16 protein-coding genes are annotated in these 14465 nt (G+C 44.3%); 1 reads left to right on the top strand and 15 read right to left on the bottom strand.

Features of this window, described 5'->3' with window-relative positions:
- Window positions 1–469: 469 nt before the first annotated feature.
- From H5073_RS10865 to rpoE, 14 genes are all read right to left on the bottom strand, one after another.
- Window positions 470–1249 carry a GrpB family protein gene (locus H5073_RS10865; protein ID WP_259394879.1) on the bottom strand — a complete coding sequence of 260 codons (780 nt, stop codon included), beginning with the start codon at window positions 1247–1249 and terminating at the stop codon, window positions 470–472.
- Between the two features lie 28 nt (window positions 1250–1277).
- Entirely contained in the window at window positions 1278–1718 is a 441-nt protein-coding gene (locus tag H5073_RS10855; protein WP_182679601.1) for an acetyltransferase, read from the bottom strand.
- 124 nt (window positions 1719–1842) lie between these two features.
- Window positions 1843–2376, bottom strand: coding sequence for a DUF962 domain-containing protein (locus H5073_RS10850; protein WP_182679600.1), 534 nt, complete (start codon window positions 2374–2376; stop codon window positions 1843–1845).
- A 181-nt stretch (window positions 2377–2557) separates the two neighbouring features.
- Window positions 2558–2938, bottom strand: coding sequence for a holo-ACP synthase (gene acpS / locus H5073_RS10845; RefSeq protein WP_182679599.1), 381 nt, complete (start codon window positions 2936–2938; stop codon window positions 2558–2560).
- Window positions 2938–3675 carry a pyridoxine 5'-phosphate synthase gene (gene pdxJ / locus H5073_RS10840; protein WP_182679598.1) on the bottom strand — a complete coding sequence of 246 codons (738 nt, stop codon included), beginning with the start codon at window positions 3673–3675 and terminating at the stop codon, window positions 2938–2940. Before pdxJ ends, acpS begins: the two co-directional genes overlap by 1 nt.
- A gap of 70 nt (window positions 3676–3745) precedes the next feature.
- Window positions 3746–4462, bottom strand: a complete 717-nt coding sequence (gene recO, locus H5073_RS10835) for a DNA repair protein RecO (RefSeq protein ID WP_182679597.1) — start codon at window positions 4460–4462, stop codon at window positions 3746–3748.
- 63 nt (window positions 4463–4525) lie between these two features.
- Complete coding sequence (era, locus tag H5073_RS10830) at window positions 4526–5530, bottom strand: GTPase Era (RefSeq protein ID WP_182679596.1); 1005 nt, start codon at window positions 5528–5530, stop codon at window positions 4526–4528.
- Entirely contained in the window at window positions 5527–6207 is a 681-nt protein-coding gene (rnc, locus tag H5073_RS10825) for a ribonuclease III (protein WP_182679595.1), read from the bottom strand. Before rnc ends, era begins: the two co-directional genes overlap by 4 nt.
- Window positions 6207–7121 (bottom strand): signal peptidase I, encoded by a 915-nt coding sequence (lepB, locus tag H5073_RS10820; protein ID WP_182679594.1) that lies wholly within the window; start codon window positions 7119–7121, stop codon window positions 6207–6209. The genes rnc and lepB overlap by 1 nt, the downstream gene beginning before the upstream one ends.
- A gap of 279 nt (window positions 7122–7400) precedes the next feature.
- Window positions 7401–9191 (bottom strand): translation elongation factor 4, encoded by a 1791-nt coding sequence (gene lepA, locus H5073_RS10815; RefSeq protein WP_182679593.1) that lies wholly within the window; start codon window positions 9189–9191, stop codon window positions 7401–7403.
- A 127-nt stretch (window positions 9192–9318) separates the two neighbouring features.
- Window positions 9319–9852, bottom strand: coding sequence for a SoxR reducing system RseC family protein (locus H5073_RS10810; RefSeq protein WP_182679592.1), 534 nt, complete (start codon window positions 9850–9852; stop codon window positions 9319–9321).
- 7 nt (window positions 9853–9859) lie between these two features.
- Window positions 9860–10792 carry a MucB/RseB C-terminal domain-containing protein gene (locus H5073_RS10805; RefSeq protein ID WP_182679591.1) on the bottom strand — a complete coding sequence of 311 codons (933 nt, stop codon included), beginning with the start codon at window positions 10790–10792 and terminating at the stop codon, window positions 9860–9862.
- 102 nt (window positions 10793–10894) lie between these two features.
- Window positions 10895–11518, bottom strand: coding sequence for a sigma-E factor negative regulatory protein (locus tag H5073_RS10800; RefSeq protein WP_182679590.1), 624 nt, complete (start codon window positions 11516–11518; stop codon window positions 10895–10897).
- 24 nt (window positions 11519–11542) lie between these two features.
- Complete coding sequence (rpoE, locus tag H5073_RS10795; RefSeq protein WP_182679589.1) at window positions 11543–12121, bottom strand: RNA polymerase sigma factor RpoE; 579 nt, start codon at window positions 12119–12121, stop codon at window positions 11543–11545.
- A gap of 214 nt (window positions 12122–12335) precedes the next feature.
- On the opposite strand from rpoE, the gene nadB reads away from it, so the two are divergent.
- Window positions 12336–13949, top strand: coding sequence for an L-aspartate oxidase (gene nadB / locus H5073_RS10790; RefSeq protein ID WP_182679588.1), 1614 nt, complete (start codon window positions 12336–12338; stop codon window positions 13947–13949).
- Between the two features lie 39 nt (window positions 13950–13988).
- Here the strand turns inward: nadB and H5073_RS10785 are convergent, their stop codons facing one another.
- Window positions 13989–14444, bottom strand: a complete 456-nt coding sequence (locus tag H5073_RS10785; RefSeq protein ID WP_310734247.1) for a protein YgfX — start codon at window positions 14442–14444, stop codon at window positions 13989–13991.
- Between the last annotated feature and the right edge of the window lie 21 nt (window positions 14445–14465).

Here is a 14465-nt window from a genome sequence, read left to right as displayed (position 1 = left end):
AATGGCTTAGTCCCATTTGATTACATCATGGCTTGCCTTAATGAACTGTGCCAACCAGCACCGGATATAGACAGCCTGTTACCATGGAATTTTAAAAGATAGGTGTAGTTGCCCAGACGCTTACGCTGCGCCCGAGCCCATAGGGATATGTTCACGGCGTCACTCGGGACGTTAGCCCAATGGCCGTGATCACCAATTGAGTTTATTCAAAAACACTTTTTTGGACAAAAACGTGTCAGAACTTAACCATGATGCACATGCTGATTTTTTATCTAAATGTTAACTCTGATGCTAATGGGAGGGTGTGCGACTAAATGGTTCGAGTTACTCTATTGAGTTAGGCATCAGGGATGCTGCGCCGAGCCCATAGGGAGTTTTTACCAATAAACATACGGCACCACGCGAACAATGAGTCCAATGACCAAGATCACCTTTGTTACTTATCGCGAGTTAACAATGGCTATCAACGTTAAACTTTTGCAACCCACTGTAGTGCTTTTGCTTCATGGTGCTTAACAAAACTATCTTTACCAGTGCAATATTGGTCAATATCATTCTCGCATTCCTTAGCTAACTGGATCTTGAGATCCTGATACTCTAACCTTACGGCAGGGTGCGCAGCCAAGTAGTCTCGAAAAGCGATATGTCTATCTATATTGGCGTCACCAACTTCAAATGCATGGATCTGGTGAGTTCTATTGCCGCCACCTTTTCGATAATATCTCCGACCTCTAATACCGAACTCACCCATGGCTTCGTAACCCAAAACCTGAAAAACATTTAGCTCGCTATCAAGTTTAATGAGACTAGGAACTTCAAGAATGATGTCAATTATAGGTTTTGCAGCAAGTCCAATAACTGAGGTACTGCCAATATGGTGGATTTCAGAGATGTGCCCGCCAAGATATTTAATCAGAACCTCTTTTTCAATCTCAAAATCCTTTCGCCACTCAAGACGATAAGGAACAACCTCTACAATCATTGCTCCCCCTTTATCGCAAGCGCCAATATATTTCCCATTGCCAACAAGTGTAGACTTGATGTTTATTGACTCTTCAGCACTAGCGCTGGTCATTTCCAACTTAGCAGTGCTGGTTTTGCCATTAAAGTGCATTTCACCAACCGTCTTAGTGACTTCGCTAGGGGCGGTGCATGATGTTTCAAATACCATCTTGTTAGCACCAGAGATATTTTTGTCCCTAACGTCGCAAACGGGAGCTAACTGGGATCGGTAAACGAGTCCTACCAGCGTTCCCGAATGCGGCTATCTTTATTCGTTACATTTCACCTAACACCATGTGCAACAGTGGAAAAGGATTACCTTGTCCATCGAGTGCAGAGCGCCCTATAACGTCAAAACCTAAATGCTGATAAAAACCAGTTGCATCAGGATTTTGTTCATTGACATCGACTTTAGTTGCGCCTTGAAATTGAATTGCATTTTTTAGCAGCAACGAGCCAATGCCGCAATTACGATATTCTGGTGAAATAAATAACATTTCAATATTGTGGTCTGCCACACCAATAAAACCGACAATATCTTCTTTATCAGTTTTAGCCACTCTTAAATCAACAGCATCGAAGTAGTGTTCGAGAATAAGAGGTTTCAGCGTTTTTATATTTTCTTCGGGTAAAAAGTCATGAGTAGTTCGAACTGATTTCTCCCAAATTTCAATTAATGCTAAATAATCATCTTGTGATGCGGTATCAATTTTCATCCTGAACCTTTATAAAATAGTACTTGTTAGTATTAATGCATTGCGCTGTTTTCAGCGTATAAATCACTAGATATGGCCTGTTAAAAAAAACTCTACCCTTAAGATCTCAAGTTAATCGATTCAGTTAGCGCTTTGCATTAGCGCGGCGTTTATCTTCTAACGCGCGGCGTTTTGCTATGGCGATTGGGGTGATGGCCTCTTCAAGCTCTCGCTCCCAACCCATCATAAAATATACTTCTGCCATCAAAAAAAATGGCCCTATCAATAACTGGTTCAAATCATCCATAAAGGCGGGCTTGGCTTGTTCATATTTATGCCCCACAAATTGAATCACCCAACCGATAACAAACAAACTAATGGCGATGATGAACGGGTGCTCACTATGGACAACCAATTCAGAGGTATAAAGCACTGGCAGGATGAATAGCACTAAACCTAAGGCCAAACGCATGTGTAGCGCCATGTAATAGGCCAGCACCACTAAGGTGAGCACCATAGCTGCACTGATTTGATAGTCTTGCCACGCGAACCTTAAGGTGCCTAGCATCAAAAATGCGGACCAGATGATCATAGGCACACCGATAAAGTGAGTGCGAATGTTCTTAGGGTTTAAATGCACGCTCTTATAAGTCGCCAGTTGCTCCACTGCTGATTTCATCTTGAGTCCTTGTTGTTTTACCGTTTTTACAGTTTTTAGTTATTTTTATTGGATTAACTTACCCTATCTATAAGTTAAAGAAAATGATCACTTTATGTTTACATAAAAAAGGGCGCCTCATGGCACCCTTTAGTGAATGGTTAAGCAGTGGCTTGCTTATACACGCATAATCTTGCCAGCTCTATGACTCTAAAATCACGGTGGCGGTAGCGTAATGCTTTTCATCGGCAATGGAGATATGCCCTTTAGTGCCACCTAGCTGAGCTAATCGCAATGCGGCGCCATCGGTAAAACTCACTAAAGGCGCACCATTTTCATCATTACTGATGTGGATATGCTGAAAAGAGACTCCGCGGCCAATGCCTGTGCCTAGGGCTTTGGCGGCAGCTTCTTTCGCAGCGAAACGCTTAGCGAGGTAACGTTCTGGCATCTTAACGCCTGAGTAAATCGCCAGCTCATCCAAAGTTAATACTCGCTTGGCTAGCTTATCTCCAAGGCGTAACTGCTGCTCGCGAATGCGCTCGATTTCAACAATGTCTGTGCCTATGCCGATTATGGCCATTATTCGCCCCTGCGGCCTTCGAGCATCAAGCGCTTCATGTCACGCACCGCTGTTTCTAACCCATCGATGGCGGCCCTTGCGATCACCGCATGTCCTATGTTTAGCTCATAAAGCTCTGGAATGGCCGCTATGGCTTTAACGTTATGATAATGAAGCCCGTGACCTGCATTAACCACTAAGCCTTTACTGTGGGCGTACTTTGCCATCTTAGTGATACGCTCAAGCTCGATGGCCTGCTCGCTATCAGTGGTCGCGTCGGCATAACAGCCGGTGTGAATTTCGATATAAGGGGCGCCTGTTGCAACCGCTGCATCAATCTGGGTTTGGTCGGCATCAATAAATAGTGATACCTTGATGCCTTGCGCTGTAAGACGGCTAACGGCTGAAGTTATCTTGTCCATTTGCCCTGCCACATCTAAGCCACCTTCTGTGGTTAGCTCTTCACGCTTTTCAGGCACTAGGCAGGCGTAAGCGGGTTTTACCTCGCAAGCGATGGCAATCATTTCTTCTGTGACGGCAAACTCGAAGTTCATCCGCGTTTTTAGCGTTTTAGCCAATAAGTACACATCACGGTCGATAATGTGGCGTCTGTCTTCACGTAAATGTATGGTGATACCATCGGCGCCTGCGTGTTCAGCAACTGCTGCAGCGTGGACAGGATCGGGGTAACTAGTGCCTCTCGCCTGACGTAAAGTGGCAATATGATCTATGTTAATACCTAATAAAATTCCACTCATGGTGTACTCCTAAACTGCCGAAGGGCGATAAAATTGCAGGCATTGTACTGCGAAGCACAAGCGAAAACGACTATTTACCTTTATGACTAACAAATAACTGCCGACTTAATAACGGTTTATTGCCAAGTAATGGGGTTAATAAGTAACGCATCAGGCCCTTGGCTTGATTAAGCTGAGACTCGGTTAACTGACCTTGATTGAGGGCAATAAGCATCTCTCCAGCCAGTATGCCTTTACTGTGATTAAATGCTCCTGCCGCGGATTGCAATACAGGTAAAAAACCTTCATCGGCAAGGAAACGGTAATGACTGCTAGCAAGTAGCAAGTCTCCCTGCACATCCACGGCTAAGGATGGCAGCGCCCCTAATTCTTTTAATAATGCTAACTCAAAATAGCGCAAGGTCGCGGAGTTGAACTCACCAGCAAGCGCCATTAAGGCGCGATGATACTCAACAAACAAGCTTTCGCCTTGATGCTCCACAGAAAGCAGGCGCACCAATAGTTCATTAAGATAAAAACCTGAGTACAAACTGTCCCCAGTTAATGGCATCGCAGGAGCCGCGGCTTCAAGCTGCTTAATGTAGCTCAGCCCCTGAGATTTGTGTTCGCTTTGACTGCTAAATTGCACCAGTAACGGCTGAAATGGCTGAACTATGCTTTTGATGGATCGCTTACCATTACCAAGGCGGGTCATGGCATCGACTCGACCAACACCATCAACCAGCATATTGAGAATAACGCTAGATTCACGATAACGACGGTGGTGTAAGATATAAGCGCGCTGCATGCTTATCCCTTATTTAAAAAGCAAAAAAAGGCTGCAAATGCAGCCTTTTTAATAGAACAAGCATTAATCTTCGCCATAGCCAAGGCTACGTAAGGCACGTTCATCATCGGCCCAACCCGATTTCACTTTCACCCAGACTTCAAGAAACACCTTGTTATCGAATAGGGTTTCCATGTCCAAGCGAGCTTGGGTTGCAATAGTGCGAATGCGCTCACCCTTATTGCCTATGACCATGCGTTTTTGACCTTCACGCTCAACCAAAATAAGCGCGTTAATCTGATAAACGCCGTTTTCCATCATCTTAAACTGTTCGATTTCAACCGTGCAATCATAAGGCAGTTCATCACCTAAGAAACGCATCAATTTTTCACGGACGATTTCTGAGGCCATAAAACGCTGCGAGCGATCGGTGACATAATCTTCTGGGAAGTAGAAATCACCTGCTGGCAAACTTTCACGGGCCATATCCAAAATACGCTGGATATTGGTGCCCTTAGTCGCTGAAATCGGCAAAATTTCATCGAAGTTAAACTTCTTTGCTATCTCATTAAGATAAGGGAATAGCGCTTCCTTATCCTTGATGTTATCCACCTTGTTAATTGCCAGCACCACTTTGCGTACTTGGTCGCTGTAACCAATCTTCTTTAGCACCATTTCATCATCTGGGGTCCAGTTCATACCATCGACAACGAAAATAACCATAGACACATCGGCAAGAGAGCTGGCGGCTGCGCGGTTCATCAAGCGGTTAATGGCGCGTTGCTCATCAATATGCAAACCAGGTGTATCGATGAAGACAACCTGACTAGGACCATCGGTATGAATCCCCATGATGCGGTGACGTGTGGTCTGAGGCTTCTTAGACGTGATACTCACTTTTTGACCCAACAGCTTATTCAGCAACGTTGATTTACCCACGTTCGGGCGGCCAACAATCGCCACCATGCCACAATAGGTCACTTCGAATTGTGATTTGGCTTTAGGGGCTGCTTGGTTCATCCTTGCCAAGAGTTCGTCTAAGCTCGGCTGCTGAGCCTCGCTTGCTGGCAAGTCTGTTTTTTTGGTCATTTCTTAATTAACTCCAATATCTGAGCCGCAGCAAGCTGCTCAGCTTTTCTTCTCGAACTGCCCACACCTGTGACCACTTCATCTAAACCTTGGATGCTACATTCAACGGTAAACGTCTGATCATGCGCTTCACCATCTACTTGTACGACTTGATAATCTGGCAAAGGTTTTTTAAAGCCTTGCAGGTATTCTTGTAAAATCGTTTTAGGATCTTTCTGGTTAATCCCTGGTTTTATCTCAGCAAGACGGTGCTTATACCAAGTCAATAATAGCTTCTCACACGCTTGAATGTTGGCATCTAAGTAAACGGCGCCAATAATGGCCTCTACCGCATCCGCAAGGATAGATTCACGTCTAAAGCCACCACTTTTAAGCTCGCCTGGGCCCAAAAATAAGTAATCACCAAGTTTAAATTCTTTAGCAATCAAGGTTAAAGTTTCACCCTTAACCAAGGTGGCGCGCATGCGGCTTAAATCCCCTTCAGTTGCCTTAGGAAACTGATGGTATAAAGCATCTGAAATCACAATAGAAAGAATAGAGTCGCCTAAAAACTCTAATCTTTCATTGTGCTTATTGGCAGCACTTCGATGCGTTAACGCTTGTACTAATAACTCTTGATTAGTGAATTCATAACCTAACACACGGCTTAAACGCGCTAAATTCTTTACCGGTTCCATTACTGAATCCCACCTACTCTGTCAAAACGCACCCCAGTTGGCACCCAAGTGGGCAACCAAGAACTCGGGCTACGATCAAATTCAAAACTAATCCAAATGGCAACCGCTTTACCCACTAAATTTTCTTCAGGAACAAAGCCCCAAAAGCGGCTATCGGTGCTGTTGTCGCGGTTATCGCCCATGGCGAAATACATGCCTTGTGGCACTAAAAACTCACCACGATTAAGCCCTGGCTGCGGATAAAAATGGGCACTGTAATCTGGCTTTGATGGGTTAATAAGTACATCGTGTTCAACGCCATCGAGCTGCTCAGTTAGGCGAGTTAACGCCACTCCCGCTTGATTAAATTGACCCCGATTAACTTCCAACATGTCGATAATCATAGGCTCTGGGCAAACTGACTGACCGTTACAGGCTGGCTCTATAATAATACCTTTATTTTTATAGATGACTTTATCGCCTGGCAAACCAATCACTCGCTTGATGTAATCCATTTTTGGCTCTTGTGGATACTTAAACACAAATACATCACCACGTTCAGGCTGGCCAGTTTCAACCAGTTTAGAGCGCCATACCGGATCCCTAAGCCCATAGCTGAACTTCTCAACTAAGATAAAGTCGCCGACTAATAAAGTTGGCATCATAGAGCCTGATGGAATTTGAAATGGCTCATAAATAAATGAGCGCAGTATAAGCACAAAAGCAATAACAGGAAACACCGAGTGAGCCGTCTCAACCAAGGCGGGTTCACGAATAATCTTATCGATAGCCTCATCGGTTAGCTCGGCATTACTGGTTTGCAATAGGGCCAACTTTTCGCGGCGCTTAGGGGCAAACATGCTGGCATCGATTAACCAAATGATGCCAGTGGTTAAAGTGATGAGCACTAAAATAAGGGAAAAATAAGCTGCCATTACTGATTAAACTCCTGCCTTTAATAAATGATAACTAAGATAAAGTAAGCTCTTAGCGCCATATCCAGTGTTAATCCTTTATGGGCTAACATGACGAAAAGTATCGTTTTTTCACACAACTTCACAGCGCTAAACTGTTACAAAGTATAGCCATTGCAGTTTTACTGCTGTTACGTTAATCGCTGTCAAAGATAACGCCGCAAAGTGCGGCGTTAGGTATAACATGACGTTCAATCTCTATCACGGATAAGCTTGTTAACTGCATACCCGTGCCATCAATTAATCGTTAAGCTTCAATACAGCTAAGAAGGCTTCCTGTGGAACTTCCACATTACCAACCTGCTTCATGCGCTTCTTACCTTCTTTCTGCTTATTCAACAGTTTCTTCTTACGAGAAACGTCGCCGCCATAACATTTAGCCGTTACGTCTTTACGCAGCGCTTTAATGGTAGAACGGGCGATGATCTGACTGCCTACGGCGGCCTGAATAGCAATATCGAACATCTGTCTTGGAATAAGCTCTTTCATTTTTTCAACTAAGGCTAAACCACGGTGACGAATATTACTGCGGTGAATAATCATAGCTAACGCATCAACTCTGTCGCCATTGATCAAGATGTCTAAGCGCACCATGTCAGCGGGATCGAATCGAATAAAGTTATATTCTAATGACGCATAGCCACGACTTGTCGACTTAAGTCGATCGAAAAAGTCCATAACCACTTCGGCCATTGGCAAGTGATAAGTCACTGCCACTTGGTTGCCGTGGTATACCATATTAGTTTGCGAACCGCGCTTTTCAATACATAAGGTAATCACGTTACCTAGGTATTCTTTTGGCACTAAAATATTAGCCTCTACGATAGGCTCATGAATTTCATCAATATTATTTAGTGCAGGTAAGTCTGATGGATTATCGACGTAAACGATATCCCCATTAGTCATTACCACTTCATAGACAACTGTTGGTGCTGTGGTAATCAAATCAAGGTTGTATTCACGTTCTAGACGCTCTTGAACGATCTCCATGTGGAGTAGACCTAAGTAACCGATACGGAAACCAAAACCTAACGCGCTTGAGGTTTCAGGCTCGAAGAATAATGACGCATCGTTGAGACTTAATTTATTAAGTGCATCACGGAAGTTTTCATATTCATCGGTAGAAATTGGGAATACACCAGCATAAACCTGAGGTTTAACCTTTTTGAATCCAGGTAACGGCTTATCAGCGCCATGTTTAGCATGAGTCAAGGTATCGCCCACGGGCGCGCCGTGAATTTCTTTAATACCAGAAATCACATAACCCACTTCACCGGCACGTAGCTCTAATTTGTCTTTTTCTTTCGGGGTAAAAATACCCACGCGATCGGCGTTATAGTTCTGCCCTGTAGACATCACTTTAAACTTATCGCCTTTTTTAAGCACGCCATGCTTAATACGCACTAAAGACACTACACCTAAGTATGCATCGAACCAAGAATCGATGATAAGGGCTTGTAAAGGTGCAGTCTCATCCCCCACAGGTGGTGGAATTTTAGCGACGATTTCTTCTAACACATCTTCAACGCCGATACCGGTTTTGGCAGAGCAGCGCACGGCATTGATGGCTTCAATGCCAACAATGTCTTCAATTTCTAGTGCGACGCGCTCAGGTTCAGCTTGAGGTAAATCGATTTTATTGAGAACTGGCACTACGTCCAAGTTCATTTCTAATGCGGTATAACAGTTGGCTAATGTCTGGGCTTCAACCCCTTGCCCCGCATCAACCACCAAAAGCGCACCTTCACAAGCGGCTAGTGAACGCGACACTTCGTATGAGAAGTCGACGTGCCCTGGGGTGTCAATAAAGTTTAGTTGGTATGTATTGCCGTCTTTGGCGTGATAATCAAGCGTCACACTCTGGGCTTTAATAGTAATGCCACGTTCACGTTCAAGATCCATAGAATCAAGAACCTGTGCAGCCATTTCACGGTCACTAAGACCTCCACACACTTGAATAAGGCGATCTGATAGGGTGGATTTCCCATGGTCAATATGGGCAATAATCGAGAAGTTTCTAATGTGTTTCATTATGCTGCTGTGATTAATACTAAAAAGGAGAAAAACGAGGTGGCAAATTGTACCTGATTAGGGGGGCAATACCAATCAGATTCGACATTTGCCCATGAAGGTGAATATAGAGGCCAGTTTATAGGCTTTAGTTATTGCTTGTTTCGGCGCTAATTTTCATGCCAATTTCACGACCTAAATGCGCGATGATTACAGGTTGGGCACCTTGCTCTAATTGATGAGCATAGCGCCTACCTAATACCCATGCGGAAAAAGCACCGATGGCACCACATGCTATCGCAGGCAGGTCACTGCTGGTACTAACGACATTTTGACTCAGTATTTGCCCAAGTACAGCACCCAAAAATAAGCCACTTAGTGGTAATAAATACACTAAGGCTGCAGCTTTTAATAATACGCTCGCGGGTAAACCCAACTTAACCAAATCACCTATGGGGTATTGAGTATCACAGGGCAATGAAAATTGCTGAGTTTTCACCGAAAACGCTTTTGCGACAGCTGACGTGCCGCAGCTATCACTATTACTACAATGATTGCAGGCACTTTTTAATTCGACTTCAACTCGAACCCAGCCTTTATCATCATAAGCAACAATGCGGCCAACTTCTTCGAGTAAGTTGTCCGCATCCTGAGTATTCTGCTGATTTACTGAATGGCTCATTTTAAGTTCACTTTAATACTAAACCTTTTGCAATACGCTTTAAGGTCTCATGAGGCACTTTACCAACAGCGACCACTTCATGTTCTGCCAGTTTCTCAACCACCATAGATAACCCGTTACGAGTCATTAACTCCTCAGGTAAGGGCTGCTCACCTGGCTTTGAAACATACACTGAAATATTGGCTAAGCCATCGGTTAAGGCTAAGTATTCGACCGGTTCGTGGCTACCTATAAGCCTGTGGTTATCACGTACGGCAACAATAAAGCCCTTGGGCAACCAAGAGAAGGTCCATGTATGACCATCTGGGCGCTTAGCTTGCTCAACCACCGCGGGCCACGGTTGCTTTTTCGCTTCAACTAAAATATGTGCCGGCTCTTTAAGTTCAATTAACTCTATCACCATCACTTGTTCTAGTAACTGTTTCTCTTTATTGAGAATGTCATAACGCAGTGGCAGATAAGTACTCATGTCTATCCAGACTTGGGTGGCGTATCTGTCATTATCTGTAGGAATAATTCTTACCATTTGACCGGGACGGCCAGCAATCCGACTTCGGCCACCAAGCACAAACTGATAGCCTTCTTCTAATAATGCTATGTCACCAGCAAATGCCGATGGCCAAACACCTTGAATACGACTTGCCTTGACACTATATGCGGGCTGATCGTGCTCAATAAAAGTCACAGTTTTACCAACTCGTACCGCATTTTTTGGCGGGCCATTTAAGTACTCAAGAAACGCAATTTCTTCGCCTTCAACTTTGCCATGTAAATAGACAAGGGGCCGAATATGATCCGATTGCACATGAATAATGGAGGATTTGAATTCTTTTTCTTTGAGGGCTTGGCTCATGGTTTCAAGCCATGCTTTGGCGGACAACTCTTCTTCGGCAGCACAGGGAACAGCCAATACCAACAGTGCTAACAGGACTAGACGCAAGCTAACTCCTCAAATTTACAAAGAGGCCCTGCCATGCAGAGCCTTAGTTTAATCGAACCTATCACTAGTGTTAACTCGTTATGGACATTAGCCTAGAGTTGATTATTGACTTGATTCTTGCTGACTATTATCAGCTGATATTACACCAGGATTCAACCTCTGCTGTAACATATGATCTTGAATATAAGCATTGATACGGCGGCGCTGCTCTACCATTTGCTCATTACTCACGCCTTGAGCATTCGATTGCTGGCCACCAGTTTGCAGGCTCACTGGAGAAACACTGCCCACTAAAGGTCGAGTGGTTAACACTGACATAGGTGCCTGAGCGTCCTGCTGTTGGTTATAGTTCTGCACACCAACAACCGCAACTAATGCAACCGATGCAGCAATCGCATATTGACCCAGCTGTTTAAATAATGGCACTAAATTACTGACATTATTTGCAGGTTTAATGGCTTGATTTGGCGTTTCAGTCTGCTGTGCTTTGATTTGAGAAGTCTGAGGCGCAAGGATCGCAGGCTCTAGCTCAATAGCTGCAGCTATGCTGGCCGACAAGTCCAAATCAAAAGTTTTGGGCAACTCGCCGCGCATGGCATCACCTATCATATGGTAGTTTTTCCACTTACCATGTGAGGCTTTATCTGCTGCTAACTCAGCGATAGTCTGTGTATCGACTTCGCCATCTGCTGCTGCTGACACCCATTCTTGACCTGATTTAATCATTTTTCACCCATTAAATTAAGGCTATTAATTTTCCAACAAAGGTTGAAGCATTTTATCTATGGCTTCACGAGCCCTGAAAATCCTAGAACGCACCGTGCCTACTGGACACTCCATCACGTTAGCAATCTCTTCATAACTCATACCATCGAGCTCTCGTAATGAAATTGCCATTCTAAGTTCTTCTGGTAAGCCTTCTAACGTCTCAAAAATCACTTTATTGATTTCCTCTGACAAGACCAACCGCTCTGGGGTCGCAAACTCTTTTAATGCGTCATTACCTTCATAATATTCTGCATCTTCTACATCCACACTATTGGCCGGAGACTTACGGCTTTGGGCGACCAGATGATTCTTTGCAGAATTGACGGCTATTCGGTACAACCAAGTATAAAAGGCACTTTCACCTCTGAAATTTGGCAAAGCACGGTAAGCTTTAATAAACGCTTCTTGAGCAACATCGGACACATCAGCTTGATTGCGTATATAACGGGAAATCAAACTCATCACTTTACTCTGGTACTTTTGCACTAACAGATTGAAGGCGTTTTTATCACCTTGCTGTACACGCTCAACTAATTGTTGATCACTTATTTGTCCACTCATCCGAGCCGACTACTCCTAAATCTAATTGCTGATTTCTCAGTCGCTCGAATTCAATTCACACTATGTAGACTGACGCTCATAGGAAAAGTTCGGCTTGGGATTAAAAAAAGTTCATTTATTGATGATTAATCACTATTTATCACTTTGCAGCTGTACCCAATATTTTATATTTGTTTTACCATTGAGGGACACATTTGCCACGTCATGATACCTGATGAAACAAGCAGTTGAACACCAATCTGACATATTAGTCATAGGAAGCGGTGCTGCAGGCTTAACACTTGCATTGCATCTTGCTGAAAAATCTAAGGTAATACTCTTATCTAAAGGCCCACTCTCCGAAGGTTCAACCATGTATGCCCAGGGTGGCATCGCTTCAGTGTTTGATGAAACAGACACCATAGGCTCCCATGTCAGTGACACCTTAATCGCTGGCGCAGGTCTATGTGATGAACAAGTGGTAACCTTTACCGCCGAAAACGCCAAGAATGCCATGGAGTGGCTAATCCACTCTGGGGTTGAGTTTGATAAAGAAGAAACTCCAGATGGCGATAGCAGTAAAGCCCCTTATCACCTTACTCGTGAAGGCGGTCACAGCCACAGGCGGATCCTCCATGCCGCTGATGCTACAGGCAAGGCTGTGCAAACCACCTTACAGCAAAGGGCGATAGATCATCCAAACATTCAGATATTAGAGCGCTACAACGCCATCGATTTGATCACCAGCCGTAAATTACAGCGTTCAGGTAATCGAGTCTTAGGGGCTTATGTATGGAATCGAGACCAAGAGCACGTAGAAACTGTTAAAGCGCGATTTATCGCATTAGCTACCGGTGGCTGCTCTAAAGTGTATCAGTACACCTCAAATCCAGATATTGCCAGTGGCGATGGTATTGCCATGGCTTGGCGCGCTGGCTGCCGAGTTGCCAACATGGAATTTAACCAGTTTCACCCCACTTGCCTGTATCACGCCGATGCGCGTAATTTTTTGCTCACTGAAGCGCTGCGAGGCGAAGGCGCATATTTACGCCGTCCAGATGGCAGCCGCTTTATGCCAGAATTTGATGAAAGAGCCGAATTAGCCCCAAGGGACATAGTCGCACGGGCGATAGATTTTGAGATGAAGCGTTTAGGTGCCGATTGCGTCTATTTAGACATTAGCCATAAACCAAAAGATTTCATCATCAAACACTTCCCCACCATCTATAGTCGCTGTTTAGAATTTGGCATAGATATCACCTCAGATCCTATTCCAGTAGTGCCAGCTGCCCATTATACCTGTGGCGGCGTGATGACTGATTTACACGGTCAAACAGATTTAAACGGTCTGTATGCTATTGGTGAAGTGGCCTATACAGGACTTCATGGCGCCAACCGCCTAGCCAGTAATTCACTGCTGGAATGCTTAGTGTTTGCAAGGGCCGCCGCCCAAGATATCGAAAGTCAATTAGCTAAAATACCTATGCCTGGAGAGCTCCCCCTCTGGGATGAAAGCAAAGTCTGTAATTCAGATGAAGAAGTGGTCATCGCCCATAACTGGCATGAATTACGCTTATTTATGTGGGATTACGTCGGCATTGTCCGAACAGACAAACGCTTAGAGCGGGCGTTACGCCGCTGCGCTATGTTGCAGCAGGAAATTCAAGAGTACTACAGCAATTTCAGAGTCAGCAATAACTTGTTGGAGCTGCGTAATTTGGTCCAAGTTGCAGAGCTTATCATTCGCTGCGCTATGGCCCGTAAAGAAAGTCGCGGTTTACATTATAATATTGATTACCCTGAACTTATTGAAAACTCTCAACCCACAGTACTCGAACCAGATCGTTGATTTATTATTGAGTAAAGATTAAGGCTTGAGGCTTTTTTATTAAGCATTGGAATTAAAAGGCTGCGACAAAAGACGACACAGATGACGGTAATCTGTGTCGTTCAGCATATCTACAAATATCATAAGAGTGCGGGATTTTGGCGTATTTTCACTGTTAACAGAGTCTGATGCCAGGGTTAGGAATAGCACGCACATAATGGGGGTGACAATTGCAGGCTTATCTTGAATAAAGGATTGTGAATCAACCGCTAAAATACGTTTAAGCTCACCTTCTCCACGGCTATTTAAACGCAGCTCCCAGCCCCATTGAGATAACGCATAGGCTTGGTAGGCAAACACACTAAGCATAACTAGCCCAGTAAGGATGTTAATCCCAAGATATACCGAGCTGTCAACCCTTGGCCAACACCATAAACTGGCTAAACAAAGTCCCGCAAATCCCAGCAAGGAACCTTGTTGTAGCCTGGAGCTTTTGAAGGAAAATGAATAGTGCATCTCAGTTAATTATAGTGCGAG

It is taken from the genome of Shewanella sp. SR44-3, assembly GCF_014163735.1.
Classification (GTDB): Bacteria; Pseudomonadota; Gammaproteobacteria; order Enterobacterales; family Shewanellaceae; genus Shewanella.
The sequence above is the reverse complement of the archived record's forward strand: the minus strand, read 5'-3'. Positions and strand labels throughout refer to the sequence as shown.

What these genes read in the sequence shown, in the direction of transcription:
- H5073_RS10785 (WP_310734247.1), bottom strand. Translation starts at nt 14,444, where the DNA reads ATGCACTATTCATTTTCCTTCAAAAGCTCCAGGCTACAACAAGGTTCC.
- H5073_RS10855 (WP_182679601.1), bottom strand. Translation starts at nt 1,718, where the DNA reads ATGAAAATTGATACCGCATCACAAGATGATTATTTAGCATTAATTGAA.
- H5073_RS10850 (WP_182679600.1), bottom strand. Translation starts at nt 2,376, where the DNA reads ATGAAATCAGCAGTGGAGCAACTGGCGACTTATAAGAGCGTGCATTTA.
- acpS (WP_182679599.1), bottom strand. Translation starts at nt 2,938, where the DNA reads ATGGCCATAATCGGCATAGGCACAGACATTGTTGAAATCGAGCGCATT.
- nadB (WP_182679588.1), top strand. Translation starts at nt 12,336, where the DNA reads ATGAAACAAGCAGTTGAACACCAATCTGACATATTAGTCATAGGAAGC.
- rpoE (WP_182679589.1), bottom strand. Translation starts at nt 12,121, where the DNA reads ATGAGTGGACAAATAAGTGATCAACAATTAGTTGAGCGTGTACAGCAA.
- lepB (WP_182679594.1), bottom strand. Translation starts at nt 7,121, where the DNA reads ATGGCAGCTTATTTTTCCCTTATTTTAGTGCTCATCACTTTAACCACT.
- H5073_RS10810 (WP_182679592.1), bottom strand. Translation starts at nt 9,852, where the DNA reads ATGAGCCATTCAGTAAATCAGCAGAATACTCAGGATGCGGACAACTTA.
- recO (WP_182679597.1), bottom strand. Translation starts at nt 4,462, where the DNA reads ATGCAGCGCGCTTATATCTTACACCACCGTCGTTATCGTGAATCTAGC.
- H5073_RS10800 (WP_182679590.1), bottom strand. Translation starts at nt 11,518, where the DNA reads ATGATTAAATCAGGTCAAGAATGGGTGTCAGCAGCAGCAGATGGCGAA.
- era (WP_182679596.1), bottom strand. Translation starts at nt 5,530, where the DNA reads ATGACCAAAAAAACAGACTTGCCAGCAAGCGAGGCTCAGCAGCCGAGC.
- lepA (WP_182679593.1), bottom strand. Translation starts at nt 9,191, where the DNA reads ATGAAACACATTAGAAACTTCTCGATTATTGCCCATATTGACCATGGG.
- pdxJ (WP_182679598.1), bottom strand. Translation starts at nt 3,675, where the DNA reads ATGAGTGGAATTTTATTAGGTATTAACATAGATCATATTGCCACTTTA.
- rnc (WP_182679595.1), bottom strand. Translation starts at nt 6,207, where the DNA reads ATGGAACCGGTAAAGAATTTAGCGCGTTTAAGCCGTGTGTTAGGTTAT.